The sequence below is a fragment of the Aeromonas sp. R2-1 genome, assembly GCF_040908425.1.
GTDB lineage: Bacteria > Pseudomonadota > Gammaproteobacteria > Enterobacterales > Aeromonadaceae > Aeromonas > Aeromonas caviae.
In genome coordinates, this window is the sequence record NZ_JBFODR010000012.1 from 1 (window position 1) to 23516 (window position 23516).

Here is a 23516-nt window from a genome sequence, read left to right on the forward strand (position 1 = left end):
TAGTGTGGCATTCGCCATGCGAGAGTAGGACACTGCCAGGCACCCAATACAAGAAACCCCGCTCACTCGAGCGGGGTTTTTTATTGCCTGAAATTCAGCCACTCACTGGAGTGCAAGCGGGCACTATGGTGCTGTTCGTCGTTCACTTGTTGCCTGTACCGGAAAAAGTTGCGCCTGCTCTGGCCGCATTGAACCCACATGTTGGCTCTCTCCGTTCTCATCATTTTTAGCGTAATAACCCAGTCGGAGCCGTTCTGTCTAAACCCGCCGCCCGCGCTGCGATTGGGGTTGTATCTGAATCATAACTCGGTAGAGTAAGGGGCATTCCGGGTTTGCCCGTGCCATGGTTTCGGTTTCTTTTTCTGGTATGGGACTCTCCGCCTGTTTTCATTCACCTTCACTCAGTGGTACCGATATGGAACAAGTAAACAAGTCAACTTTCAACGATGTGCTGGAATATGTGCGTATGTCCCGTCGTCAGAACAAGCTCAAGCGTGAAATCGCGGACAACGAGAAAAAGATCCGTGACAACCAGAAGCGGGTACTGTTGCTCGACAACCTGAGTGACTATATCAAACCCGGCATGAGCATTGACGAGGTTCAGGCCATCATCGCCAACATGCGGACCGATTATGAAGAGCGCGTAGATGACCATATCATCAAAAATGCCGAGCTTTCCAAGGAGCGCAAGGAGCTGAGTACCAAGCTGAAGAGTATGAGCACCAGCAAATAACCCCACCCCGCTCTCGTCAACACCGGCCTCTGGCCGGTGTTTCATTTTCATGGCGCAGCTCGGATCTCTTGCCGCGTTGCAACAATCGGCTCCCATTTTCACAATCGCCCTGTTAACATCGCTGCAAAGCGGTCAATAGATTTCAAGCCCTTGACTTGAAACGACTAAGCTTGATTGAAAGACAATAAATTGCGCAACCATGGTGGGGCTGATATGGGCGCATCAAAACAGACGGATTCAAATAAAGTGGCATCTCAGGATTCATCCGTACCTAATGCGGACGGGCAACAACCGCGTAAACGCCGACCCTGGTGGCGCTGGTTGTTCTGTTTTATCTTCTTGCTTTGCTTGGCTGCCGTGATCGCCCTGGTGGGTTATGAAATGAAGACCTCCCGACTGCAGTCACAGGAGATCTCCCGCTATGCGGCCACCCTGACCTATCAGCTCGAACCCGGCCCCAGCAAGCAGATAGCCTTCCCCGACGACGGCCCGTTCGACAAGCGACTCGGTTATGTGCTGATGCCCATGATCCAGGAACGTCTCGTTCAGCGTGGCTACCAGGTGAGCGAACAGGTCCGTTTTTCCGATGCGCTCTACAACTACGCCAGCCACGGTTTCTTCGTGCCTTATACCGAGAAGGTCCAGGCAGGATTGACACTCTATGACTGCCGTGCAGAACCTTTCTACCAGTACAAGTATCCGACTCATTACTATCCGGATTTCAATGCCATACCGCCCTTGGTCATCCAGTCTCTGCTGTTTATCGAGAACCGTGAGCTCCTGAGCAACAAGGAACCGCTGGCCAACCCGGCCGTAGACTGGCCGCGCTTTGCCAAGGCTGCGCTGTCTCAGGTGGGCAAGGCGCTGGATATGCAAGATCAATCCGCTGGCGGCAGCACCCTGGCGACCCAGGTGGAGAAATATCGTCATTCTCCTGATGGACTGACCGTTTCGCCGACCGAGAAGATCCGCCAAATGGTCTCGGCCAGCGTTCGTGCCTATCGGCTGGGGCCCGAGACCCTGGAGGCCCGCAAGCTGGTTGCCTGGGCCTACCTCAACTCGGTCCCGCTCTCTGCGGCGCCCGGTTATGGCGAGGTGCACGGTCTCGGTGATGGCCTCTGGGTCTGGTTTGGCGCCAATGTCGATGAGGTGAATCGACTGCTGGATGCCGCTCGCAACCAGGATTCTACCCTGGCCGAGCAGGGCCTTGCCTTGCGCCAGGTTGTCTCCCTGATGATCGCCCACCGCCGTCCTTCCTATTACCTAGCGCAGGGTAGAGAAGCACTGTCTACCCTGACAGACAGCTATCTGCGACTCTTCGTGCAGGAGGGAATGATCACGCCCCCCCTGATGGAGTCGGCTCTCAAGGCCAAGCTGGTCTTCCGCGATTTCCTGCAGGCACCAGCCATCACTCGAGTCAACAACAACAAGGGGCTGCAGGTGGCTCGCACTCGTCTCAGTCGTCAGCTCGGGGTGCAGCTTTATGATCTGGACCGCATGGATCTGACGGCCAACACCACCCTCAATATGCCGCTGCAGAACGAGGTGTCACGCTATCTGCAGCAACTGGCAGACCCTGCATTCGCAGCCCAGGTGGGCCTGTTTGGTGAGCGCCTGCTCTCGCCGGAGAAAACGGGGGATGTGAAGTACAGCTTTACCCTGTTCGAGAAGACGCCGGAAGGGGTCAAGGTGAGGGTGCAGACCGACAACACGGACCAGCCGTTCGACATCAATGAGGGCAGCAAGCTTGAACTGGGATCCACCGCCAAGTTGCGGGTGCTGACGACCTATCTCGAGATTGTCACCGAGTTGCATGACAGCTACGGCAACATGCCGGTGGAGAGCCTGCGAAAGATCGAAGTGTCCGATCAGGACAACATCAGCCGCTGGGCCATCGCCTATCTGATGAGTACCAAGGACAGAAGCCTGCCGGTGATGCTGGAGGCCGCGCTGGACCGCAAGTATTCAGCAAGCCCCTATGAAGGCTTCTTTACCGGTGGTGGCATGCACACCTTCAACAACTTCCGCAAGGAAGACAACGGCCGCATCCCGCCCATTCGCGATGCGCTGCGGGAATCCATCAACCTGCCCTTCGTGCGCTTGATGCGGGACATCGTCCGCTACAGCCTCTACAAGGAGGGAAATCGTGCCCAGTTGTTGAAAGATGACAGGGATCCTCGCCGTACCGAGTACCTGGCCAAGTTTGCTGACAAAGAGGGCCAGACCTATCTGCTGAGGTTCTGGCGCAAATATCGTGGCAAGAGTGCAGAAGAGCAGCTCGATACCTTCCTCGATGGTCTCAAACCCAGCGCGGTGCGTCTCGCCGCCGTGCATCGCTATCTGATGCCGGAAGCCTCCCAGGCCGACTTTGCCGCTTTCCTGGCCAAGCGCCTGCCGCGGGAGAAATTGACCGAGAAGCGCATAGAGCAGCTCTATACCAATTACGGCCCCGGCAAATATTCTCTGCCGGATCAAGGTTATATCGCACGGGTGCATCCACTCGAGCTGTGGTTGCTTGCCTATCTCAAGGAGTTTGACAAGGCCACCTTTACCGAGGCGGTAACCGCCAGCCGTGACGAGCGTCAGGAGGTCTACAGCTGGCTGTTCAAGACCCGTCATCGCAGTGCCCGGGATAGCCGGATCCGCACCATGCTGGAGGTTGAGGCCTTCCTCGACATCCATCAGCGTTGGGCTCGCCTGGGTTACCCCTTCGATCACCTGGTTCCGTCCCTGGCGACCGCACTGGGCAGCTCGGGCGATCGTCCTGCTGCATTGGCCGAGCTGATGGGGATCATCCAGAACGGCGGCATTCGTGCACCGACCCTGCGCATCGAGCACCTCTCCTTTGCCAAGGGGACCCCCTTCGCCACCGTCTTTGAGCCGGCGAACACCCAGGGGGAACGGGTGATGCCTGCCGAGGTGGCCAACGCCTTGCGCAATGCACTTTCCAAGGTGGTGGAAGGGGGGACGGCGCGGCGCATCGCCGGGGCCTTCGCCTTGCAGGATGGTACTGTCCTGGCCCTGGGGGGCAAGACGGGGACCGGGGACAACCGGATCGAGACGGTGGGTCGCTACGGCAATGTGACCAGTTCACTGGCTCGCAACCGGACTGCGACCTTCGTCTTCTACATCGGGGATGATCACTTCGGCACGCTGACGGCCTATGTACCCGGCAGCCAGTCCGACAAGTTCCGCTTCACGTCGGCGCTGCCTGTACAGGTGCTCAAGGGGATGGCCCCCCTGCTGGTCCCCTATCTGCAACCCGCTACTCACACCCAGTGCATGGCGGGCAGCTGAGCGGAAATCGCATGAAAAAACGGGGCCATTTCGGCCCCGTTTGATTGTGTACTGCACGCCGCCCTGAGGCGGACGTGAGTCATCACTTACAACAGATCTTCAATTTCACCGCGCAGGTACTGGTACATCTCGCGATAGGCTACCGGCGGCTTGTTCAGCTCCCGCTCCTTGTTGGCGGTGCGGATCAGCTGACGCAGCTTCTGGCGATCCAACTCGTGGAACTGGGACATCAGCTCGTTGAGGGCGCTGTCGCCTTCGGTGATCAGCCGCTCGCGCCACTGTTCGAGGCGGTGCAGGCGGGCGTTCACGGTGGAGTGACGCATCTTGATGATGGAGAGGGCCTCTTCGATGGGGGCCACATCGCGGCTACGCATCAGACGGCCGATGAACTGGAGATGGCGACGGAAGGACTCATCCTTCTTCGGCTTGAGCTTGCGACCCAGCTCGACCGCTTCGGCGAGCTCTTCATCCAGGGGGATCTTCTCCAGCTCGCTGTGACTCAGGGAGACGATCTCTTCCCCCATCTTCTGCAAGGCCTCGGCATCACGCTTGAGCTGGCTCTTGCTGGGGCCCCAGTCTTCCCACTCGTTGTCGTCTTGATATTGACTCATCGGTCTCTGTATTCCTGTCATTCACGTTTGGCGGATATGTTACCAGCTTCTCCCGCTGGGCGCAGGGGTCTGATATGCTTAGCCCCTTTCCTTCCCTTCATACAGATGTGAGTTATGGACCAGCAAGATCAAATCCGCCAGGATCAATCCCATCTCGAGGCCGTGGTCGCCGAGGCCCTTGAGATAGCGAAAGGGCTGGGCGCCGGGCTTGCCGAAGTCTCCATCAGCAAACAGACCGGCCTCTCGGTGAACACCCGGGGCTGCGAGCTGGAAAGCATCGAATTCAACAAGGATGGCGCACTCGGCATCGCCGTCTATCGCGACGGTTGCAAGGGTTCCTCCTCCACCACGGATCTGACCAAGCCGGCCATTCGCGCCGCTGTGGAAGCGGCCATGGAGATCGCCCGCCATACCTCTCCCGATGACTGCGCCGGTCTTGCGGATGCGGACCTGCTGGCCTGGGATGCCCCGGACCTGCAACTGTGCCACCAAATCGAGCTGGATCCCCAGCGTGGCATCGCGCTGGCCATCGAGTGCGAGCGGCTGGCCTTGGGACGGGATGCCCGCATCAAGCACTCTGACGGAGCCAGTTTCTCCAGCCACCTGGGCGTCAAGGTTTATGGCAACAGCCACGGCTTCGTCAAAGGTTATGCGGCGTCGCGCAACTCCCTGAGCTGCGTACTGATCGGCGAGCAGGATGGCGACATGCAGCGCGACTACGGCTACTCCTCCAGCCGCTCCCTGGACGGGCTGTGGAGCCCCCAGCGCATCGCTGACGAGGCGGTGGAGCGCACTGTTTCCCGCCTGGGGGCTCGCAAGATCAGCACCCGCCATGCCCCTGTGCTGTTCCACCCCGATACCGCTGCCGGTCTGTGGGGCCATCTGGTGATGGCAATCAGCGGGGGCAACCTCTATCGCAAGTCGAGCTTCCTGCTGGACAAACTGGGCAAGCAGATCCTGCCCGAGTGGCTCACCATCCAGGAGTTCCCCCACTTGCCGGGAGGACTTGCCAGCACCCCGTTCGACGGGGAAGGGGTTCGCACCCGCGACATGGACATCATCCGCAACGGCGAGCTGATGAGCTGGCTGCTCACCTCCTACTCCGCCCGCAAACTGGGCCTGACCACCACGGGCCATGCCGGGGGTATCCATAACTGGCAGGTTTCCAATACCGGCCAGGACTTCCAGGGCATGCTCAAGGAGATGGGTACCGGCCTGCTGGTGACCGAGCTGATGGGGCAGGGGGTCAACATCGTCAATGGTGATTACTCCCGCGGCGCAGCCGGTTTCTGGGTTGAAAATGGAGAGATCCTCTATCCTGTGGAGGAGATCACCATTGCAGGCAATCTAGCCGACATGTTCAGCCATATCGTGGCGGTGGGCAGTGATGAGGATGAGCGTTCCAGCCTCAAGACCGGCTCCGTACTGGTCGAGCAGATGAAACTGGCGGGGCACTGATCCCCTCCGTCCCGGCCATGAAAAAGGCCCCCTCGCCTGGCGAGGGGGCCTTTTTATGGTCGGCTCATGGTGAAGCCAGCTTATTCCTTGATGCGCTCGATGCGACCACCCAGGCCTTGCAGCTTGTGCTCGATGTCTTCGTAGCCACGGTCGATGTGATAGATGCGATCGACGATGGTGGCCCCTTCGGCCACGAAGCCGGCCAGCACCAGGCTGGCGGAGGCGCGCAGATCGGTCGCCATCACCTGGGCACCCTTGAGCTGCTGGGTGTCGCGGCAGATGGCCACATTGCCCTGCAGTTCGATGTCGGCACCCATCCGAACCAGCTCGGGCACGTGCATGAAGCGGTTCTCGAAGATGGTCTCGGTGACCATGCCGGTGCCCTGGGCGACCGCGTTCAGCACGGTGAACTGTGCCTGCATGTCGGTCGGGAACGCCGGGTAGGGGGCGGTCTTGATGGTGACAGGTTTCAGGGTGCGACCTGTCATGTCGAGGGTGATCCAGTCGTCACCCTTTTCAATCAGGGCGCCAGCCTCTTCCAGTTTGACCAGTACGGCTTCCAGCAGGCTGGGGTCGGTGTTGCGGCAAGTGATGTTGCCACCGGTCACGGCGGCGCCCACCAAGAAGGTGCCGGTCTCGATGCGATCGGGCTGCACGCTGTAGCTGCCACCGTGCAGACGTTCTACGCCGTCGATGGTCAGGGTATCGGTGCCCGCGCCCTGGATCTTGGCGCCCAGCGCGTTGAGGAAGTTGGCCAGATCGACCACCTCCGGCTCACGGGCGGCGTTTTCGATCACGGTGCGACCGTCAGCCAGGGTGGCGGCCATCATCAGGTTCTCGGTACCGGTCACGGAAACCATGTCCATCAGGATGTGGGCACCTTTCAGGCGGCCGTCGACGCGGGCTTTGATGTAGCCCTCTTCGATGACGATCTTCGCACCCATCAGCTCCAGGCCGTGGACATGCAGGTTGACCGGGCGGGCACCGATGGCACAGCCGCCGGGCAGGGAGACGTCTGCTGCACCGAAGCGGGCTGCCAGCGGGCCCAATGCCAGGATGGAGGCACGCATGGTCTTCACCAGCTCGTAGGGGGCGACATGATTGTTTACCGCGCCGGTCAGCACGGTCACGTTGCCGTTGACCTTGGTGGTGGCGCCCAGCATCTCCAGCAGCTTGAGGGTGGTACCCACGTCTTTCAGGCGCGGTACGTTGGAGAGTTGAACCTCTTCGTCACACAGCAGGGTGGCAAACAGGATGGGCAGGGCGGCATTCTTGGCGCCGGAGATGGTCACTTCACCGGAGAGGGTGCAGGGGCCGGTGATCTTGAATTTGTCCATGGTTTACTTCTTTACCAAATCAGGAGGGCAGCTGGAATTTACGCTCGCGTTTCCACTCGGCGTCGGTATAGGCCTTGATGGAGAGAGCGTGGATCTCGTTGGTGGCGATCTTGTCCATCAGCGGGGCATAGATGGCCTGTTGTTTCTTGACCCGGCTCATGCCGTCAAACATGTCGCCGACGGCGATCACCTGGTAGTGACTGCCGTCCCCTTTGACATGGACTTCGGACAATGGCAAAGCCTCGAGGAGTATCGCTTCAATTTCAGAGACTTGCATTATGAGTCCTCAGTTGTGAGCGGGGTTGAATGAAAGAGGCTGGCCACCCCGTAGAGGTTGGCCAGTGTATGGAAATCGTTGGAGGCACCCACCAGTGTCGGAGTGGCACCCCGTGCCAGTGCCGCCTTGGCCCACTTGACCAGCAGGGCAAGGCCGGCGGAATCCAGGGTAGTGACGGCACCGAGTTCGAGCCGGTCGTCCTGCCACCAGTCGGCGCGGCGTTGCCACAGATCGTTGACCTGCGGGGCCTGCAAGTCACCGCTCAGGATCATGACTTGATCACCAGCGGCTTGGCGTTGTGTTCACGCAGCTGGGCGATCACCGCATCGATGCCGTTCTGGCGAATGAGGCCGCCCAGCTCGTTCTGCTTGGCGGAGAGCAGGCTGATCCCTTCGGCAACCATGTCGAAGGCTTTCCACTCGCCGGTCTTGTTGTTCTTGCGCAGCTTGAACTCGAGGAAGATGTCCGGCTTGCCGGCCTCTTTCACGCTGACGTTGACGGCTGTGATGTTGCTCTCGGCGGCTTTACCGGGCTGGACCTTGACGGTCTGCTTGTCAAAGTGTGCCAGGGCGTCGGCGTAGGAGCTCACCATGTACTCGGTGAAGACGTCCACAAAGGCGTCACGCTGGGCAGGGGTCGTCTGTTTGATCTGGTTGCCGAGCACCTTGTAGGCGGCGAAGCGGTTGTCCACGTAGGGCAGCAGCTCCTCGCGGATGATGACGCGCAGGTGATCTGGGTTGCTCTTTACCTGGGCCTGATCGGCTTTCAGGCGGGCAAAGGTCTGCTGGGCGGCCTGATCCACGAGGGCATAGGGGTCCGAAGTGTTGACATCCGCACGGGCGACGAGGGAGAACAGCATGCTGGTCATCAGACCCAGCATCAGGGCGATCTTCTTGAACATGGTTACTCCTTGGTTGCGGGTGTGTTGGCCGGAGAGGACTGGCTGTAGAGGAACTTGCCAATCAGATCTTCCAGCACGATGGCGGACTTGGTGTCTTCGATCATGTCGCCATCCTTGAGCATGCTGGTGCCCATCTCCTCATCGCTGAACCCCGGTGCCAGACCGATGTACTGCTCACCGAGCAGGCCAGAAGTCAGGATGGAGAGGGTGCTGGTCTCGGAGAACTCGCCGGCACTCTTCTGCATCTGCAGGGAAACGATGGGGACCTGGCTCTTGGGATCCAGGGTGATGTCGCTGACACGACCGACGACGACGCCGCCGACCTTGACCGGCGAGCGCACTTTCAGGCCGCCGATATTATCGAAATGGGCGCGCAGGGTATAGGTTTCTCCTTCCGGTTTGAAACTCAATCCCGCCACTTGCAGTGCCAATGCCAGAATGGCCGCGATGCCAGCCAGCATGAAGGCGCCAACCAGAAATTCTACTTTGCTGAACTTCATCTTTCCCTTATCCAAACATGACTGCGGTGAGTATAAAATCCAGACCGAGCACGGCCAGGGATGAGTGAACCACGGTACGGGTGGTCGCCTGACTGATCCCGGCCGAGGTCGGTTTGGCATCATAGCCGTTGAAGAGCGCTATCCAGGTCACCACCAGGGCGAAGATCAGGCTCTTGATGGCGCCCTGCATGATGTCGTCCTGCCAGTCGACGGAGGCCTGCATGGCGGACCAGAAACTGCCTTCGTCCACCCCCAGCCAGTCGACACCAACCAGCTTGCCGCCAAAGATGCCGATCAGGCTGAACATGAAGGCCAGCAGCGGCATGCTGATGACTCCGGCCCAGAAGCGGGGCGCCACGACCCGACGCAGCGGATCGACCGCCATCATCTCCAGGCTGGAGAGCTGCTCGGTGGCCTTCATCAGGCCGATCTCGGCGGTGAGGGCGGAGCCCGCACGACCGGCGAACAGCAGGGCTGTGACCACAGGGCCCAGCTCACGGAGCAGGGAGAGGGAAACCAGAGGCCCCAGGCTCTGCTCTGCGCCGAAATCCTTCAATACGTTGTAACCCTGCAGGGAGAGCACCATGCCGATGAAGAGGCCGGACACCAGTATGATGGCGACGGATTGCACTCCCACCACATACAGTTGCTGCACCAGCAGCGGGAAGTGCTTGCGTGGCTGGGGCCGTCCTGCCAGTGCATGAAACAGCATGATGGTTGCCCGGCCGACGGCGTTGATGAAACGCACACCGCTGCGGCCCAGCTTGCTTATCTGACTTGTCAACATCACAGATCCTGTAGCAGGTCACCTGCCGGAAAATGAAACGGAACAGGACCGTCGGGCAATCCCTTGAGGAACTGCTCGACTTCGGGATTGTGCTCCTCGCGCAGCTGCTCCGGTGTGCCGTGTGCCACTACCTTGCGGTTGGCGATGATGTAGGCGTAGTCGGCGATGCTCAGCACCTCTTTCACGTCGTGGGTGACGATGACGGAGGTGATGCCGAGGGCATCGTTGAGCTCCTTGATGAGCTTCACCAGCACCGCCATGGTGATGGGGTCCTGCCCCACGAAGGGCTCGTCATACATGATGAGATCCGGATCCAGCGCGATGGATCTCGCCAGGGCCGCGCGACGCGCCATGCCACCGGAGAGCTCGGACGGCATCAGCTTGGCCGCCCCGCGCAGACCGACAGCCTGCAGTTTCATCATGACGATGGTGCGGATCAGCTCTTCCGGCAGGCCGGAGTGCTCCCGCAGCGGGAAGGCCACGTTGTCGAAGACGGTCATGCCGGTGAACAATGCGCCACTCTGGAACAGCATGCTCATCCGTTTCCGCACTTCATACAGGCGTGAACGGGAGAGCGTGGGAACGTCTTCCCCGTCAAACAGGATGTGACCGGACTCAGGCTTGAGCTGGCCCCCGATCAGGCGCAGCAAGGTGGTCTTGCCGATCCCGCTCGGACCCATGACGGCGGTGACCTTGCCACGGGGAATGGTCAGGTTGATCCTGTCGTACAGCAGCCGATCCCCGTGACTGAAGGTCAGGTCGGAGATGGTGATCAGGTCATCGTTCAAACAATTGTCCATCCGGTATAAATGAAGAGCGAATTTTATGGGCTAGTCTAGGTCTAAGCAACAGCGAGGAACAACTATTGAGCGGGTTTCCCCCCCAAGTACGCGACAGTTTTATGTAACAACCTGCGTCAATGACCGCCCATTCCGCATCCGATTCGCTTATCTCGGCAGACTTTTTTATAATCCCGCAGCAAATTTCGGCCCGGAGCTGTGCCTTTATGTCTGTAAAGCCTGAAAAAGTGTCTGAATTGTTCGATTTCCGTCGCAGCGCCCGAGCGGTGCTGGACATAGAAAAACAAGCCATTGATGGACTCTACCAGTACCTTGACGAGGCGTTCGAGCGCGCCTGCGAGATGGTGCTGCGCTGTGGCGGCAAGATAGTGGTGACCGGCATGGGCAAGTCGGGTCATATCGGCAACAAGATTGCCGCGACCCTGGCCAGCACGGGAACGCCCGCCTTTTTCCTGCACCCGGGCGAGGCGAGCCACGGGGATCTCGGCATGATCTCAGCCGGGGATCTCATCATCGCCATTTCCAACTCCGGCGAGAGCGACGAGATCCTGGCCCTGCTGCCGGTGCTCAAGCGCCGCGGCATTCCACTCATCTGCATGACAGGCAATCCGGCTTCCACCATGGCGAAAGAGGCCAACGTGCACCTGTGCATCAAGGTGGAGAAAGAGGCCTGCCCCCTCGGTCTGGCCCCGACTTCCAGCACTACCGCCACCCTGGTGATGGGGGACGCGCTGGCCGTGGCCCTGCTGGAGGCCCGTGGCTTCACCGCCGATGACTTTGCGCTGTCGCATCCGGGCGGGTCCCTCGGCAAGCGGTTGCTGTTGCGAGTGGGCGATCTGATGCACAGCGGCGAGCTGTTGCCCAAGGTGGGGATAGATGCCACCATCAGCCAGGCGCTGCTGGAAGTGAGCCGCAAGGGGCTCGGCATGACGGCGGTGGTGGACGATCAAGGGCTGCTTGCCGGTCTGTTCACCGATGGTGACCTGCGCCGCATTCTGGACCTGCAGGTGGATATTCATCACACCCCCATCAGCCGCGTCATGACGGTGAACTGTGTTACCGTAGGGCCTGAGATGATGGCTGCCGAGGCCGTCAAGCTGATGGAAACCAGGAAAATCAACGGGTTGTTGGTCGTGGATGGGGAGAGACACCCGCTGGGTGCCTTCAACATGCATGACCTGCTGAAAGCCGGAGTAATTTGATGCAAGACGTACCGACCCTCTATGGTCCGGTGACGCGCAGCCAGTACGAGAAGGCGGCGCAGATCCGCCTGCTGGTGTGCGATGTGGATGGGGTGCTCTCCAACGGCTTCATCTATATGGGCAATAACGGCGAAGAGCTGAAGACTTTCTGCACCCGTGACGGTGCCGGCATGCGTGCCCTGCTCAATGCGGGCATCGAGATTGCCATCATCACGGGGCGAAACTCCCGCATCGTCAGCGATCGCATGAAGAGTCTGGGAGTCCAGCACCTGGTGCAGGGGGCAGACAAAAAGCTGCCCCACTTCGAGGCCTTGCTGACCAAGCTCGGGCTGGATGCATCGCAAGCCGCCTATATGGGAGATGACACCATCGATCTGCCGGTGATGCAGGCTTGCGGCCTGGGTATCGCCGTTGCCGATGCCCATCCGCTTGTGCTGGCGAAGGCGGATCTGGTGACGCGGCTTGGCGGTGGCGTCGGGGCCGTGCGCGAGGTGTGCGACCTGATCTTGCAGGCCCAGGGATTGGCTGACTATCAACCCGAGGCGTCGCGATGAACAAACAGACTGTGCTGTTCGGCCTGCTGTTTCTGGCTGCGCTGGCGGCCTGGCAGCTGGGGGAGATCGAGCTGGTCCCCGAGCCGACCACCAAGACGGAAAATTTTCAACCGGACTTCACCGCCAGAGAGTTGGTGACGACCCGTTTCAACGAGCAGGGCAAGCGCACCGAGCGGCTGGAATCCGAATATGCGGAGTACTACCAGGTACTCGAGCAGGCCACTTTCACCAAGCCGGTGGTCTACATGTTCGATGACAAGGGCGCGGCCGAATGGAAGCTGACGGCCGAAACCGGGGTGCTCAACACCGATGACAATGTGATCCTCCGTGACAAGGTGCATCTGGACGGTCTGCTGCCCGCGTCCTTCATCTCCACGCTGGATACTTCCTATCTGGAGCTGGATCTGGTGACGCAGGGGATGAGAAGCAACCAGCACATCAGCATTGTGGGCCAGGAGTTCCAGACCGAGGGCGTTGGCCTCAAGGGTCACCTGGAACGTAAATATTTCGAGTTACTGGATAAAGGCCATGCCACTTATTTCAATGAAAAACGTTAATCTGGCCCTCACGGCCCTGTTGCTGTGCGGTTCCCTGAATGCCAAAGAGTCCGATTTCGCCGATAAGGTCTATGTGGATGCGGTCAAGCAGGTGGCCGAGATGCAGGACAACCGCATCACCTTCAGCGAGGATGTCATCATCACCCAGGGCACCATCAAGATTAAGGCCGACAAGGTGGTGGTGATCCGCTCCGGCGACAAGGGCGCCGAGGTGATGACCGCGTATGGCAACCCAGCCACTTTCTTCCAGGTACTGGACAACGGCAAACCGGTCAATGCCCATGGCAACAGCATCCGCTACGAGCTTAAGAACCGGTTGGTGACCATCACCGGCAATGGCCAGCTCAAGCAGGAAGACAGCCAGGTGACCGGCGATCTCATTCGCTACGACATCGTCAAGCAGAAGATGATTGCCGAGAGCAAGGGGCCCACCCAGCGCGTCAAGACGGTGTTCCTGCCGGATCAGGTGGAGAACTTTGACAAACCCGCCGATCAGAAGAAGTAGGAAACAACAGCCATGGCAGTGTTAAAAGCAACGGGTCTGCAAAAGAGCTACAAGCGCCGCATGGTGGTCAGCGATGTGAGCCTGGAGGTGGGTACGGGCCAGATCGTGGGCCTGCTCGGCCCGAACGGCGCGGGCAAGACGACCTCCTTCTACATGATCGTGGGCCTGGTGCAGCGAGATGCCGGCCTCATCACCATCGACGAGCAGGACATCAGCCTGCAGCCCATGCATATCCGTGCCCGCAATGGCATCGGCTATCTGCCCCAGGAGGCCTCCATCTTCCGGCGCCTGTCGGTGTTCGACAACTTGATGGGGGTCATGCAGACCCGCAAGGGGTTGAGCCGCGAAGAGCGGGAGGATAAGGTCGAACAGTTGCTGGAAGAGTTCAATATCACCCATATCCGCGACAGCCTGGGTCAGAGCCTCTCGGGTGGGGAGCGGCGCCGGGTGGAAATCGCCCGGGCGCTGGCGGCAGAGCCGAGATTCATTCTGCTCGATGAGCCTTTCGCAGGTGTTGATCCTATTTCAGTCATCGATATCAAAAAGATCATCCAGCATCTGAAAGAACGCGGGTTGGGTGTGCTGATAACGGACCACAACGTCAGAGAGACGCTGGATGTGTGCGAGAAGGCCTACATCGTCAGCCACGGCAAGATGATTGCCGAGGGCGCGCCGGCCGATATCCTCGCCGATGAGCAGGTCAAGCGCGTCTATTTGGGCGATCAATTCAGTCTATAGTAAGGGGGCACCCCTCATTTTTGTTAGGTGACTGCCTCGCTGAACATAAGGATATCCCGACGTAGATGAAGCCGACATTACAGTTGCGTCTCGGTCAGTCCCTGACCATGACGCCACAATTACAACAAGCGATTCGTCTGCTCCAGCTCTCCACCCTGGAACTCCAGCAGGAAATTCAGCAAGCGCTCGACAACAACCCCTTGCTGGAGCAAGAGGAGAACGAGGCGCAGGAAACCAGTCAGACAGAGACACAGGACGCCAGTCAACTCGACTCCAGCGATGCCATGGCCCAGGAGAGCATGCCGGATGAACTGCCGGTGGACACCACCTGGGACGATGTCTACTCGGCCGGTACGGCCCAGAGCGCAGGCCCCATCCATGACGGGGAAGACAGCGTCTATCAGGGGCAGACCACCGAAAACTTGCAGGACTACCTGCTGTGGCAGATGCGGCTCACCCCGTTCAGTGATGTGGATGCTGCCATCGCACTTGCCATCATCGATGCCATCGACGAATCCGGGTATCTGACTGCCACCCTCGAGGATATTCAGGCTGCAGTCAGCAGCGAGGAGGTAGAAGTCGAACTGGATGAGATCGAAGCCGTGCTCAAGCGGGTGCAGCATTTCGATCCGGTCGGCATCGCCGCCCGTTCGGTGCAAGAGTGTCTGCTGATCCAGCTCGGCCAGTATTCGCCGGACCTGCCCTGGCTCGACGAAGCCAGAGAGGTGATCCGCGAACACATGGACCTGCTCGGCAATCGCGACTACCGCACCCTGGCTCGCAAGACCCGCCTCAAGGAGAGCGATCTCAAGGAGGTGCTGGATCTCATCCAGCAACTGGAGCCCAGACCCGGCAACGGCATCATCCAGAGTGAATCCCAGTACGTGATCCCGGATGTGTCCGTGGTCAAGAAGGGCAGCAAGTGGGTGGTTGAACTCAATCCGGATTCTGCTCCGCGCATCCGTGTCAACGAGGCCTATGCGGCCATGGCGCGCAATGCCCGCAGCAGCACGGATACCCAGTTCATCCGTTCTCATTTGCAGGAGGCCAAGTGGTTCATCAAGAGCCTGGAGAGTCGTAACGACACCCTGCTCAAGGTGGCCAGCTGCATCGTCGAGCAGCAGCAGGGCTTTTTCGAGTACGGCGAAGAGGCCATGAAACCCATGGTACTCAACGACATCGCGGAAGCGGTGGAGATGCATGAGTCGACCATTTCACGGGTCACGACCCAGAAGTACATGCATACGCCCCGCGGCATTTTTGAACTGAAGTTTTTTTTCTCCAGTCACGTCAATACGGAGGGAGGAGGAGAGTGCTCATCGACCGCTATTCGCGCACTGATCAAGAAGCTGGTGACGGCGGAAAACCCCGCCAAGCCGCTTAGTGATAGCAAGATCGCGGATTTGCTGGCCGAACAGGGTATTATGGTGGCGAGACGCACGATCGCAAAGTACCGTGAATCCTTGTTGATCCCGCCATCCAATCAGCGCAAACGCCTGGTTTAGGCAAACAAAAGGAAGACGTTATGCAAATTAACCTGACCGGACACCATGTCGAGATTACCGAAGCTCTGCGTGATTATGTGAACAACAAATTTGCCAAACTCGAGCGTCACTTTGACCATATCAACAACGTACACGTGGTGTTGAGCGTCGAAAAACTGAACCAGATCGCCGAAGCCAAGCTGCATGTCAGCGGGGGAGAGGTGTTCGCCAATTCGCAGCATGCCGACATGTATGCGGCGATTGATACCCTGCTGGATAAACTGGATCGGCAGATCATCAAGCACAAAGATAAGTTAAACCAAAAATAACTATGCAACTTGAACACATACTGAGTCGGGACTGCACCAAGAGTGCGGTCCCTTGTACCAGCAAGAAACGCGCGCTCGAGATCATCAGTGAACTGGCCGCAGAGCGCCTTGGCGCTTCCCGCCAGGTCCTGTTTGAAAGCCTGCTGGCGCGAGAAAAGATGGGTAGTACCGGGATCGGAGCCGGTATCGCCATCCCCCACGGCCGGATTGACGACGCCTTCGCGCCGACCGCCGTGTTGATGACCTTCTCCGAGCCCATCCCTTTCGATTCTATCGACAATCAACCGGTTGACCTGCTCTTTGCATTGCTGGTGCCGGAAAGCGAGTGCAAGCAGCACCTCAAGACTCTTTCCCTGATGGCATCCAAACTGGGTGACAAGGCCGTCTGCCGCCAGCTGCGCCAGGCGACCAGCGACGAAGAACTCTATCAGATCATGACGTCGGCCTGAGGCCGGGTCTGACACTGCCACGTTGGCGTGAGGGGACAAGATGCAGTTAATAGTAGTAAGCGGTCGTTCGGGCTCCGGCAAGACGGTGGCCCTGAGGGTGCTCGAGGATCTCGGGTACTACTGCGTGGACAACCTGCCGGTCAACCTGCTGCCCCAGTTGATCGTGTCGGTGGAGAGCCAGTATGACAAGCTGGCTGTCAGCATCGACGTGCGCAACCTGCCTGCCCAGGCAGACAGGCTGGAGAACCTGCTGAGCCAGGTGCGCAACGAGGGGCGAGTCAAGTTTTCGAGCTTCTTCTTCGATGCGGACAACGCGACCCTGCTCAAACGCTACGGTGAGAGCCGCCGTCTGCATCCTCTGTCCCGCAACAAGCTTTCGCTGGACGAGGCGATCCGGGAAGAGACCCATCTGCTGGCACCGCTCTCCTCGACCGCCGACCTGCGCATCGACACCACCAACCTCAGCATTCACGATCTCAGCGAGCTCATCAAAACCCGGGTGCTCGGCAAGAAAGAGAACGAGCTGGTGCTGGTGTTCGAGTCATTCGGTTTCAAGTACGGCATTCCCAAGGATGCGGACTTCGTGTTCGACGCCCGTTTCCTGCCCAACCCGCACTGGATCCCGGAGCTCAAGCCCTTCACCGGCAAGGATGAGCCCGTGGCCAACTACCTCTCCAGCCAGCCGGATGTCATGCTGTTCATCCAGCAGATCGAGAATATGCTGGGGACCTGGTTGCCCCACCTGGAGCGCAACAATCGCAGCTATGTGACCGTCGGGATCGGCTGTACCGGCGGACAACACCGCTCGGTGTTCATCGCCGAGCGGCTGGCCAGCGCATTCCGGTTGCTTGGCAAGAACGTGCAGATCCGCCATCGCACGTTGGACAAGCGTTCAAACCCCGCCTGACAGATCCACAGGATGCTCAGATGACCGTTTCCGCCTCGGTAGAAGTCAAAAACAAGTTAGGCATTCACGCGCGACCGGCCATGATGCTGTTCGAGCTGGTGCAGGGGTTCGATGCCCACGTGTTGCTGCGCAACGAAGAGGGGGTCGAGGCCGACGCGGACAGCGTGATCGGCCTGCTGATGCTGGACTCCGCCCAGGGCAAACAGGTGGAGGTGCAGGTGGAGGGCCCCGAAGAGGTGGAGGCCCTGGCCGCCGTGGTGGCGCTGTTCACCTCGGGCTTCAATGAGGAGTAATACGCCTCGGCGTGCTCAAGGTGCGCTGCGAGCCAGCGCCTTGAAAGCGGCAAAATCCCGACAAGCCAGCAGACTTCTGCTGGCTTTTTCGTTCATCAGTGCCAGAAACAGATCATAAAGTCCCATGGCTTCCTCATAATCCGCCTTGGCGATGGCCAGCACGAAGATGAGGGTAGCGCTCTCGCCGTTGCCCCAGTCGATCCCCTGGGGGGCCAGCACGGTATAGACCAGAGTGCGGCGCGCCAGCAGGCCGAGGGAGTGGGGCAGAGCGATGCCGTCCCCCAGCATGGTTGAGACGATCCGCTCCCGCTCCTGCAAGGATCCCCGGAATCCGCTCTCCACCAGATCCTCCGCCTCAAGCTGACTGCAGATGCGATCAAACAGCACCCCCTGGCTGATGGGTTCATCAAGCACCATGAAGTGGTCGGCATCGAAATACTTGTCGAGCAGATAGGGACGGGTGCGATCGACGAGCACCAGCTTGCCGAGCTGCTCCAGCTGGTATTGGGTCGGGAAGGGGGAGACCTGTACCACGGGAGCATTCTTCTCGCTCACCTTGAGGGTGCTGATGACGAAATCCTGCTCGACTCGCACCAGTCCTTCATAGTCCCGCACCGACTCCAGCGTGGTCAGCTGCAGTTGGGGGTATTCCCGCCGGATGCGTGCTTCCAGCACCCGGAAGGTGGCGTTGCCCGCATCGCACAGCAGCAGCGCCTGGGGGCGCCGGGTGTAACCGATGTCGTAGTGGCGCTCCAGGCCTACCCCGATGTGGATCACCAGGTAGCCGATCTCGTGGTGGGTCAATCGGTAGGGGGTCTGCCTGATCCACTCAGAGATGGCCGCCAGGGTGATGTCGTAGGCGAGGGGGTAATACTGCTTGATGTGATCCGCCAGGGGATTGTGGCTGCCAATCTGGTATTTGACCCGCAGCAGCATGGCGCCGATGTGGGTCTGCAGGTCGGCTCGCAATTGCGGGTCGCCGCGCAGGTCATAGGGGTAGTGCTGGTGGATGTAACCCAGCAGGTGTGCAGTCAGTTGCTCGCTCTCGGCCGCCATGGCCGGACTGAGCAGGGGCGTCTCTGCAGTGAGGCGAGCCTGGATCTGGATGGCGAGACAGGCGATCTCTTCCTGCACCGGTGAAGTCAGGGTCGGCAGCTCGGCATAGATGTCGCGGGCCACCACTGCCAGGGGCGGGGTGATGTCGTCGCTGGCAAACTGGCGCAACTCGTGGCCAGACGCTTGGCGAAGCAGGGCGACGGCACAGTAGACGGTGACTTGCTGCAGGCTCTCGTCGGCCAGGCGCAGCTGATGGCGACCGAGTTGCTCGTGAATGTGGTTGCCCACTACCTCCAGCGTCTTGCTGGGGCAGAGGGTGGGCAACAGGCTCTGGAGCGGATGTTGGTGTAGCAGCTCCTGGCAGAGCAGTTGGGTGAGGCAGGCGCGGATCGCCATCTCGCTTCCCGCAATGCGCATCCCCACCCTGGGTTTGCTGTCGATGGTGAGCCCGAAGTGGGCGAGCCGCTCCCGCACCTCCGTCATGTCCCCTTGCAAAGCCGCCCGGCTCAGATACCAGGTGTCCGCCAGCTCGTCGAGCTTGATCCCCTGTTCCGCCGTCAGCAGCAAGACCTGGAGGTGCAGCACCCGCTCGCGGCTGGTGCGAGGCAGGGGGCTCTCCTGCCCCTGGGCGGCCAGCAGCGCATCGAACAGTCCCTGATTGTAGATCTTGAGCTGGTAACCGCTGCCCCGCTGATGGATCAGGTGGGCGCCCCGGGTGGCGATGAGCTCGTTCAGGGTCGCCACGTCGGTGCGCACCGTGCGGGTGGAAACATTGAGACGGCGAGCCAGCTCCTCCTGTGGCAGAGGCTCGGCGTGAAGCAGGGCGAGCAGTTGCTGGAGTCTGGGGTGGGGCAGCTTGGTCATGAGGGGGTGGGGACTCCTGTCGCGGATGGTGGGCCGATGTTAACAAGGGTGTCATTAACAAGCTAGGCACCGCCCAGTGATCGGACCGGTGCCTGTGGGGTTGCTATGCCAGCAGTGCCTTCACCATGGCGAGGAGGGTACGCACATCCTCCGGCCGGGTCTGGCCGCTCTCGCTGTCGATGATGGAGCTGTAGACATGGGGGATCACCTTCTCGACTCCTGCCTCCAGCGCGATCCGCACTATCTCCTCGAAGTTCTCAAGATCGATACCGCCGGTGGGCTCCAGCCAGAAACCGTGGCGGGCACAGGCCTCGGCCACAGCCTGATACTCGGCGCGGCAGGCGAGTCCCCCCATGGGGAAGAACTTGACCGAGCTGCCGCCCATGTCTTTGAGCAGGGCGATGGCGGTGTCGATGGGGACGATGCCATCGGGCTGCTGACTACTGAGGGGGCCGGTGGAGATCTTCACCATGCCGGGGGTGCCGGTGGGGGAGACAAGGCCATTGACCAGGGTGTCAGCTTGACCGAGCAGCGCCCGGCTGGCCCCGACCCCGGTGAACACCTGATTGACGTGCTGGGGCTGCAGCTGGCGGGCCAGCTCGGCCACCATGGTGGACTGGCGCGGATCACCGGCTCCCAGCCCGATGGAGAGGGCGTTGTCGATAAGCTTGGCGTAGGCCTGCATGTCGGCGACGGCAGAGGGAATGTCCGGGTAGTTCTTGGAGAGCACGCCGACCAGCACATGACCCTCGGCGGCCTCATAAATGTCGACGGCATTCTCTTTGGAACCAGCCAGCACGTTGAGGCAGACCCGATCGCTGTAGTAATTGGGGGTAAGAGACATCAGTTGTTCTCCTGAACGAGGTGGGCAATGGCGGAGTGGATCTGGTCGAGCTGGGGCAGGGTGACGCTGCGCACGTCTATCTCGATGTGCCCCTCGTTGGCCTTGTAGCCGCGGCAGTAGATGGCAGGTGTGCCCTGTTGCAGACGGGAGACCACTTCCACCGTGGTCATGCCGATCTGCTGGTGGTCGAAGGCGATGTCGGTGCGGGCGATGTCGCGCCCCGCGCTGTCCCACACCACCTTGGCGGTGACGCCGGGCAGCTGGTTGAGGCGCTCGATGAAGGGGGTCATCTTGGCGACCATGGCGGTGCCGCTCTCCTTCTCTTTGGCCAGGTAGCGCTCGATGGCGTGGGTCAGGCCGAGGATCCCCTCCTTGCCCACCTTCATGGCACGGCCTATGCCGCCAGCCTGCTGCTTGACCCACTCCACATACTGACGTCTGCCGAGTACCAGGCCGCTGGTTGGCCCTTCGATGGCCTTGGCGCCGCTGTAGATGACCAGATCTGCACCCTGGTTGTAGTAGAGACGCAGATCCTCTTCGGCCGCTGCATCGACGATGAGCGGGATCCCGTGGGCCTTGGCCACCTCGGCCGCCTCGGCCACCGACAGAATGCTCTTCTGCACGCAGTGGTGGGACTTGATGTAGAGGATGGCGGCGGTATTGGCATGGATGGCGGCGGCCAGCTGGGCGGGTGAACACTCGTTGGCGTAGCCTGCCTCCACCACCCTGCCGCCCCCCAGGTTGACCATGGTGCCGACGGGGGCACCAAAGTTCACGTTGTGGCCCTTGGGCAGCACGATGTCGCTCGGCACGTCGTGGGCATGAGCATGCAACTGCTCGAGGCGATAGGGGTCGCCGCGCACGATCACGGCGGCCACCGACTGGGCGATGCCGGCGCTGGCGCAGGAGACCACCACCGCATCTTCAACGCCCAGCAGATCGGCCAGGTAGGCGCCGGTCTTGTTGACCAGATCCTTCACCTCGAAGTAGTGGCCGAGGCCGAAGTTGACCGCGTCGACCACCTCCTGCTCGGGAGTGGATACGCCGAGGATGGTCATGCGCCCGGAGGCGTTGATCACCGGTTTGAGCCGGTATTTCTCATACACAGAAGGCATGGTGTGATTTCCCGTAGTGAGTCAGAACCAGTTCGCCGCCCACCAGGGCGGCGAGAGGGAGCAGTTGCCGGTCACCGTTGCGGGCGCCGGCCTCGGTATCGGTAAAGAGAGTGGGGCCGCAGCTCACCTCGAACAGGGTGATGTCTGCATCGGCGCCCACCTCGAGTCGCCCCTTGCCGGGCAGGCGCAGGGCATCAGCGGCCTGGTGAGTGACGCAGGCGAGCACCTGCTCCAGGGTCATGCCGATGGCGAAGAACTTCGACATCACGTGGGCAAGGCTGTAGACGGGCCCCTTGATGCGGTTCTTGCAGTAGATGTCTGAACTGATGGTGTGGGGCAGGATGCCCTGGGCAATGGCCAGCTCTGCCACCTCGAAGCTGAAGCTGGCACCGCCATGGCCGATGTCGAGCAAGAGTCCCCGCCGCATCGCCTCGCGCACCGCCTGGCGCAGTTCGCCGGCCGGGGTCAGGATGCGGTTGGGCTTGCCGTTGAAGCAGTGGGTCAGCAGATCGCCCTCCCCCAGCAGGGCGACGATCTCGTCCAGATCCGGCGGCGTGTTGCCCACGTGCACCATCAGTGGCAGGTTGCCATTGGCCTGCTGGATCTGCTTGGCCATGCGCAGGGGTTGCAGACCGCTTTCACCCACCACGCTGCCGCTCATGCGCGCCTTGATGCCGACGATGAAGCCGGGATGGCGCCGGATGGCCGCCTGGGCGAGGGCGGGATCGATGTCTGCCGGATCCGCCAGCTCGTTCTGGCGCAGCAGGCCGATGCGGGAGATGTTGAGCAGGGCGTGCACCCGGGTCTTGCAGGTGGCGGCTATGCGCTGGAAGTCGTCCACATCGTCGGCTCCGGTGCTGCCGGCGTCGATGACGGTGGTGACACCGGACGCCACCCCCACCTTGTCCGGCTCATCGTGATAGAGGGGGGAGGCGGGGTAGCAGTGGGTATGGCCGTCGATCCAGCCGGCGCTCACATGGACCTGCCCGCCCAGAGTGAGGGTTTGCTTCGCCTCCGTGCTCTCTGGCAGCGAACCCAGCGCCGCTATCTTGCCATGCTTGATGGCGACGTCGACGAGCTGCCCGTTTCCCAGGCGTCCCGCCCTGATGATCATGTCGTACATGCTGATATCCCTCTTGTAACCTGCTTGCGCTCTTACTGCGAGGCCGCTTCCAAGGCTCATGTGTTGCTCTTCACCTTGCTGACGACCTCTCGCGACAGATCGCAAACAGGTTCTTGAATGCCGCCCAAGAGACGGCCTTGGATTAAGCCAGGGCGATGGGGAAGAAGGTCCCGAACAGCATGGCCCCCAGAATGGCACCACCCGTGATGGGCTTCTCCCAGATGTAGAACAGCAGGGCACCCAGCAGGGAGCCTATCCCGATGGGAATGGAGGCGCCCATGGCGGAGAGGATGATGAGGGGACCGAGGAAGCGGCCCGAGCTGTTGCCAGCCCCCATCATGACGTCCGCCCCGTAGGTGGAGTTGCTCTGGTTGATGGTGAACTTGCGCGCCAAGATGATCACGTAGCCGATGGCCATCCCAATCCCCATGCCGGTGATCAGGGAAGCGGTGAAATTTTCCACCGGATAGACGATGCCGGCCCCCAGCAGCAGGGCGGGCACCCCGAGGCCGACTCCGGTCTGGATGGCGCCGCCGATGTCGAGGATCCCCACCAGGGAGCCCTCGATGATGCGGGCGAACAGGAAGCTGGCACCGAAGGCGGCGACTGCACCATAGGCCCCCGTGTCCATGCCGGCTTTCAGCATGGCGACGAAGGCCACCTCGTTGAAGGCGCCGACCCCGTAGAGGTAGAACATGTGGGTACCGGCGAAGACGCCGGAAGAGAGCAGACCGACAAAGATGGGGAAGGACCAGTCGGCATACCAGAAGTTGTTTCTCAGTTTCTCATCCATGG

26 protein-coding genes are annotated in these 23516 nt (G+C 60.5%); 13 read left to right on the top strand and 13 right to left on the bottom strand.

Annotation, left to right across the window (positions count from 1 at the left end; all coding sequences use genetic code 11):
• Positions 1-415: 415 nt before the first annotated feature.
• Both tmaR and AB5Y80_RS02385 read left to right on the top strand, forming a co-directional pair.
• Positions 416-733 carry a PTS system regulator TmaR gene (gene tmaR / locus AB5Y80_RS02380; protein WP_010672687.1) on the top strand — a complete coding sequence of 106 codons (318 nt, stop codon included), beginning with the start codon at positions 416-418 and terminating at the stop codon, positions 731-733.
• 213 nt (positions 734-946) lie between these two features.
• Positions 947-4030: a transglycosylase domain-containing protein gene (locus AB5Y80_RS02385; RefSeq protein WP_368172488.1), complete on the top strand. Its 3084-nt coding sequence runs from the start codon at positions 947-949 to the stop codon at positions 4028-4030.
• An 86-nt stretch (positions 4031-4116) separates the two neighbouring features.
• Here the strand turns inward: AB5Y80_RS02385 and yjgA are convergent, their stop codons facing one another.
• Entirely contained in the window at positions 4117-4641 is a 525-nt protein-coding gene (yjgA, locus tag AB5Y80_RS02390) for a ribosome biogenesis factor YjgA (RefSeq protein WP_010672689.1), read from the bottom strand.
• Positions 4642-4755: 114 nt separating this feature from the next.
• Between yjgA and pmbA the strand changes: the two genes are divergently transcribed.
• Positions 4756-6099 (top strand): metalloprotease PmbA, encoded by a 1344-nt coding sequence (gene pmbA, locus AB5Y80_RS02395; protein WP_010672690.1) that lies wholly within the window; start codon positions 4756-4758, stop codon positions 6097-6099.
• An 80-nt stretch (positions 6100-6179) separates the two neighbouring features.
• Here the strand turns inward: pmbA and murA are convergent, their stop codons facing one another.
• From murA to mlaF, 7 genes are read right to left on the bottom strand one after another with little or no spacing between them, the layout of a single operon-like run.
• Positions 6180-7436 carry a UDP-N-acetylglucosamine 1-carboxyvinyltransferase gene (gene murA / locus AB5Y80_RS02400; protein WP_368172489.1) on the bottom strand — a complete coding sequence of 419 codons (1257 nt, stop codon included), beginning with the start codon at positions 7434-7436 and terminating at the stop codon, positions 6180-6182.
• 19 nt (positions 7437-7455) lie between these two features.
• The gene (ibaG, locus tag AB5Y80_RS02405; RefSeq protein WP_010675882.1) at positions 7456-7713 is read right to left on the bottom strand and encodes a BolA family iron metabolism protein IbaG; all 258 of its coding nucleotides are present in this window, start codon (positions 7711-7713) and stop codon (positions 7456-7458) included.
• Entirely contained in the window at positions 7713-7985 is a 273-nt protein-coding gene (locus tag AB5Y80_RS02410) for a lipid asymmetry maintenance protein MlaB (protein WP_010675881.1), read from the bottom strand. The genes ibaG and AB5Y80_RS02410 overlap by 1 nt, the downstream gene beginning before the upstream one ends.
• Positions 7982-8614, bottom strand: coding sequence for a phospholipid-binding protein MlaC (gene mlaC / locus AB5Y80_RS02415; protein ID WP_039040470.1), 633 nt, complete (start codon positions 8612-8614; stop codon positions 7982-7984). The genes AB5Y80_RS02410 and mlaC overlap by 4 nt, the downstream gene beginning before the upstream one ends.
• Positions 8615-8616: 2 nt before the next feature.
• Positions 8617-9114 carry an outer membrane lipid asymmetry maintenance protein MlaD gene (mlaD, locus tag AB5Y80_RS02420; RefSeq protein ID WP_010675879.1) on the bottom strand — a complete coding sequence of 166 codons (498 nt, stop codon included), beginning with the start codon at positions 9112-9114 and terminating at the stop codon, positions 8617-8619.
• Between the two features lie 7 nt (positions 9115-9121).
• Positions 9122-9901 carry a lipid asymmetry maintenance ABC transporter permease subunit MlaE gene (gene mlaE, locus AB5Y80_RS02425; RefSeq protein WP_010675878.1) on the bottom strand — a complete coding sequence of 260 codons (780 nt, stop codon included), beginning with the start codon at positions 9899-9901 and terminating at the stop codon, positions 9122-9124.
• A complete protein-coding gene (gene mlaF, locus AB5Y80_RS02430; protein WP_029314846.1) occupies positions 9901-10701 on the bottom strand; it encodes a phospholipid ABC transporter ATP-binding protein MlaF in 801 nt (266 codons plus the stop codon). Before mlaF ends, mlaE begins: the two co-directional genes overlap by 1 nt.
• Positions 10702-10907: 206 nt before the next feature.
• Here mlaF and AB5Y80_RS02435 point away from each other — a divergent pair, with 206 nt between their 5' ends.
• The 10 genes from AB5Y80_RS02435 (at position 10908) to npr (ending at position 17719) form a co-directional block, all read left to right on the top strand.
• On the top strand, positions 10908-11903 hold the full coding sequence (locus tag AB5Y80_RS02435) for a KpsF/GutQ family sugar-phosphate isomerase (RefSeq protein ID WP_029314845.1): 996 nt from the start codon (positions 10908-10910) through the stop codon (positions 11901-11903).
• Positions 11903-12457 (top strand): 3-deoxy-manno-octulosonate-8-phosphatase KdsC, encoded by a 555-nt coding sequence (gene kdsC / locus AB5Y80_RS02440; RefSeq protein WP_042864828.1) that lies wholly within the window; start codon positions 11903-11905, stop codon positions 12455-12457. Before AB5Y80_RS02435 ends, kdsC begins: the two co-directional genes overlap by 1 nt.
• Positions 12454-13014 carry an LPS export ABC transporter periplasmic protein LptC gene (gene lptC / locus AB5Y80_RS02445; RefSeq protein WP_039040473.1) on the top strand — a complete coding sequence of 187 codons (561 nt, stop codon included), beginning with the start codon at positions 12454-12456 and terminating at the stop codon, positions 13012-13014. The genes kdsC and lptC overlap by 4 nt, the downstream gene beginning before the upstream one ends.
• On the top strand, positions 13001-13519 hold the full coding sequence (gene lptA, locus AB5Y80_RS02450; RefSeq protein WP_368172505.1) for a lipopolysaccharide transport periplasmic protein LptA: 519 nt from the start codon (positions 13001-13003) through the stop codon (positions 13517-13519). Before lptC ends, lptA begins: the two co-directional genes overlap by 14 nt.
• Before the next feature lie 12 nt (positions 13520-13531).
• The gene (gene lptB, locus AB5Y80_RS02455) at positions 13532-14257 is read left to right on the top strand and encodes an LPS export ABC transporter ATP-binding protein (RefSeq protein WP_010675872.1); all 726 of its coding nucleotides are present in this window, start codon (positions 13532-13534) and stop codon (positions 14255-14257) included.
• Between the two features lie 65 nt (positions 14258-14322).
• Positions 14323-15762, top strand: a complete 1440-nt coding sequence (locus AB5Y80_RS02460; protein ID WP_324047111.1) for an RNA polymerase factor sigma-54 — start codon at positions 14323-14325, stop codon at positions 15760-15762.
• Positions 15763-15782: 20 nt separating this feature from the next.
• Entirely contained in the window at positions 15783-16070 is a 288-nt protein-coding gene (hpf, locus tag AB5Y80_RS02465) for a ribosome hibernation promoting factor (protein WP_005305957.1), read from the top strand.
• Positions 16071-16072: 2 nt separating this feature from the next.
• A complete protein-coding gene (ptsN, locus tag AB5Y80_RS02470; RefSeq protein ID WP_010675870.1) occupies positions 16073-16519 on the top strand; it encodes a PTS IIA-like nitrogen regulatory protein PtsN in 447 nt (148 codons plus the stop codon).
• A 40-nt stretch (positions 16520-16559) separates the two neighbouring features.
• Positions 16560-17426, top strand: a complete 867-nt coding sequence (gene rapZ, locus AB5Y80_RS02475) for an RNase adapter RapZ (RefSeq protein WP_010675869.1) — start codon at positions 16560-16562, stop codon at positions 17424-17426.
• Positions 17427-17446: 20 nt separating this feature from the next.
• The gene (npr, locus tag AB5Y80_RS02480; protein ID WP_010675868.1) at positions 17447-17719 is read left to right on the top strand and encodes a PTS phosphocarrier protein NPr; all 273 of its coding nucleotides are present in this window, start codon (positions 17447-17449) and stop codon (positions 17717-17719) included.
• A gap of 15 nt (positions 17720-17734) precedes the next feature.
• Here npr and AB5Y80_RS02485 read toward each other — a convergent pair whose 3' ends face one another.
• The 5 genes from AB5Y80_RS02485 to AB5Y80_RS02505 form a co-directional block, all read right to left on the bottom strand.
• On the bottom strand, positions 17735-19639 hold the full coding sequence (locus AB5Y80_RS02485; RefSeq protein WP_323909025.1) for an HTH domain-containing protein: 1905 nt from the start codon (positions 19637-19639) through the stop codon (positions 17735-17737).
• Between the two features lie 103 nt (positions 19640-19742).
• The gene (locus AB5Y80_RS02490; protein WP_277856353.1) at positions 19743-20483 is read right to left on the bottom strand and encodes a KDGP aldolase family protein; all 741 of its coding nucleotides are present in this window, start codon (positions 20481-20483) and stop codon (positions 19743-19745) included.
• Entirely contained in the window at positions 20483-21598 is a 1116-nt protein-coding gene (locus AB5Y80_RS02495; protein ID WP_324021729.1) for a DgaE family pyridoxal phosphate-dependent ammonia lyase, read from the bottom strand. The genes AB5Y80_RS02490 and AB5Y80_RS02495 overlap by 1 nt, the downstream gene beginning before the upstream one ends.
• Entirely contained in the window at positions 21582-22721 is a 1140-nt protein-coding gene (locus AB5Y80_RS02500; RefSeq protein WP_368172490.1) for an amidohydrolase/deacetylase family metallohydrolase, read from the bottom strand. The genes AB5Y80_RS02495 and AB5Y80_RS02500 overlap by 17 nt, the downstream gene beginning before the upstream one ends.
• A gap of 142 nt (positions 22722-22863) precedes the next feature.
• Entirely contained in the window at positions 22864-23514 is a 651-nt protein-coding gene (locus AB5Y80_RS02505) for a DUF4310 family protein (protein WP_041211843.1), read from the bottom strand.
• Positions 23515-23516: the final 2 nt, after the last annotated feature.

Excerpts from the sequence above, each read along its gene's own strand:
- tmaR (WP_010672687.1), top strand. The coding sequence starts at position 416 with ATGGAACAAGTAAACAAGTCAACTTTCAACGATGTGCTGGAATATGTG.
- AB5Y80_RS02385 (WP_368172488.1), top strand. The coding sequence starts at position 947 with ATGGGCGCATCAAAACAGACGGATTCAAATAAAGTGGCATCTCAGGAT.
- yjgA (WP_010672689.1), bottom strand. The coding sequence starts at position 4,641 with ATGAGTCAATATCAAGACGACAACGAGTGGGAAGACTGGGGCCCCAGC.
- pmbA (WP_010672690.1), top strand. The coding sequence starts at position 4,756 with ATGGACCAGCAAGATCAAATCCGCCAGGATCAATCCCATCTCGAGGCC.
- murA (WP_368172489.1), bottom strand. The coding sequence starts at position 7,436 with ATGGACAAATTCAAGATCACCGGCCCCTGCACCCTCTCCGGTGAAGTG.
- ibaG (WP_010675882.1), bottom strand. The coding sequence starts at position 7,713 with ATGCAAGTCTCTGAAATTGAAGCGATACTCCTCGAGGCTTTGCCATTG.
- AB5Y80_RS02410 (WP_010675881.1), bottom strand. The coding sequence starts at position 7,985 with ATGATCCTGAGCGGTGACTTGCAGGCCCCGCAGGTCAACGATCTGTGG.
- mlaC (WP_039040470.1), bottom strand. The coding sequence starts at position 8,614 with ATGTTCAAGAAGATCGCCCTGATGCTGGGTCTGATGACCAGCATGCTG.
- mlaD (WP_010675879.1), bottom strand. The coding sequence starts at position 9,114 with ATGAAGTTCAGCAAAGTAGAATTTCTGGTTGGCGCCTTCATGCTGGCT.
- mlaE (WP_010675878.1), bottom strand. The coding sequence starts at position 9,901 with ATGTTGACAAGTCAGATAAGCAAGCTGGGCCGCAGCGGTGTGCGTTTC.
- mlaF (WP_029314846.1), bottom strand. The coding sequence starts at position 10,701 with ATGGACAATTGTTTGAACGATGACCTGATCACCATCTCCGACCTGACC.
- AB5Y80_RS02435 (WP_029314845.1), top strand. The coding sequence starts at position 10,908 with ATGTCTGTAAAGCCTGAAAAAGTGTCTGAATTGTTCGATTTCCGTCGC.
- kdsC (WP_042864828.1), top strand. The coding sequence starts at position 11,903 with ATGCAAGACGTACCGACCCTCTATGGTCCGGTGACGCGCAGCCAGTAC.
- lptC (WP_039040473.1), top strand. The coding sequence starts at position 12,454 with ATGAACAAACAGACTGTGCTGTTCGGCCTGCTGTTTCTGGCTGCGCTG.
- lptA (WP_368172505.1), top strand. The coding sequence starts at position 13,001 with ATGAAAAACGTTAATCTGGCCCTCACGGCCCTGTTGCTGTGCGGTTCC.
- lptB (WP_010675872.1), top strand. The coding sequence starts at position 13,532 with ATGGCAGTGTTAAAAGCAACGGGTCTGCAAAAGAGCTACAAGCGCCGC.
- AB5Y80_RS02460 (WP_324047111.1), top strand. The coding sequence starts at position 14,323 with ATGAAGCCGACATTACAGTTGCGTCTCGGTCAGTCCCTGACCATGACG.
- hpf (WP_005305957.1), top strand. The coding sequence starts at position 15,783 with ATGCAAATTAACCTGACCGGACACCATGTCGAGATTACCGAAGCTCTG.
- ptsN (WP_010675870.1), top strand. The coding sequence starts at position 16,073 with ATGCAACTTGAACACATACTGAGTCGGGACTGCACCAAGAGTGCGGTC.
- rapZ (WP_010675869.1), top strand. The coding sequence starts at position 16,560 with ATGCAGTTAATAGTAGTAAGCGGTCGTTCGGGCTCCGGCAAGACGGTG.
- npr (WP_010675868.1), top strand. The coding sequence starts at position 17,447 with ATGACCGTTTCCGCCTCGGTAGAAGTCAAAAACAAGTTAGGCATTCAC.
- AB5Y80_RS02485 (WP_323909025.1), bottom strand. The coding sequence starts at position 19,639 with ATGACCAAGCTGCCCCACCCCAGACTCCAGCAACTGCTCGCCCTGCTT.
- AB5Y80_RS02490 (WP_277856353.1), bottom strand. The coding sequence starts at position 20,483 with ATGTCTCTTACCCCCAATTACTACAGCGATCGGGTCTGCCTCAACGTG.
- AB5Y80_RS02495 (WP_324021729.1), bottom strand. The coding sequence starts at position 21,598 with ATGCCTTCTGTGTATGAGAAATACCGGCTCAAACCGGTGATCAACGCC.
- AB5Y80_RS02500 (WP_368172490.1), bottom strand. The coding sequence starts at position 22,721 with ATGTACGACATGATCATCAGGGCGGGACGCCTGGGAAACGGGCAGCTC.
- AB5Y80_RS02505 (WP_041211843.1), bottom strand. The coding sequence starts at position 23,514 with ATGGATGAGAAACTGAGAAACAACTTCTGGTATGCCGACTGGTCCTTC.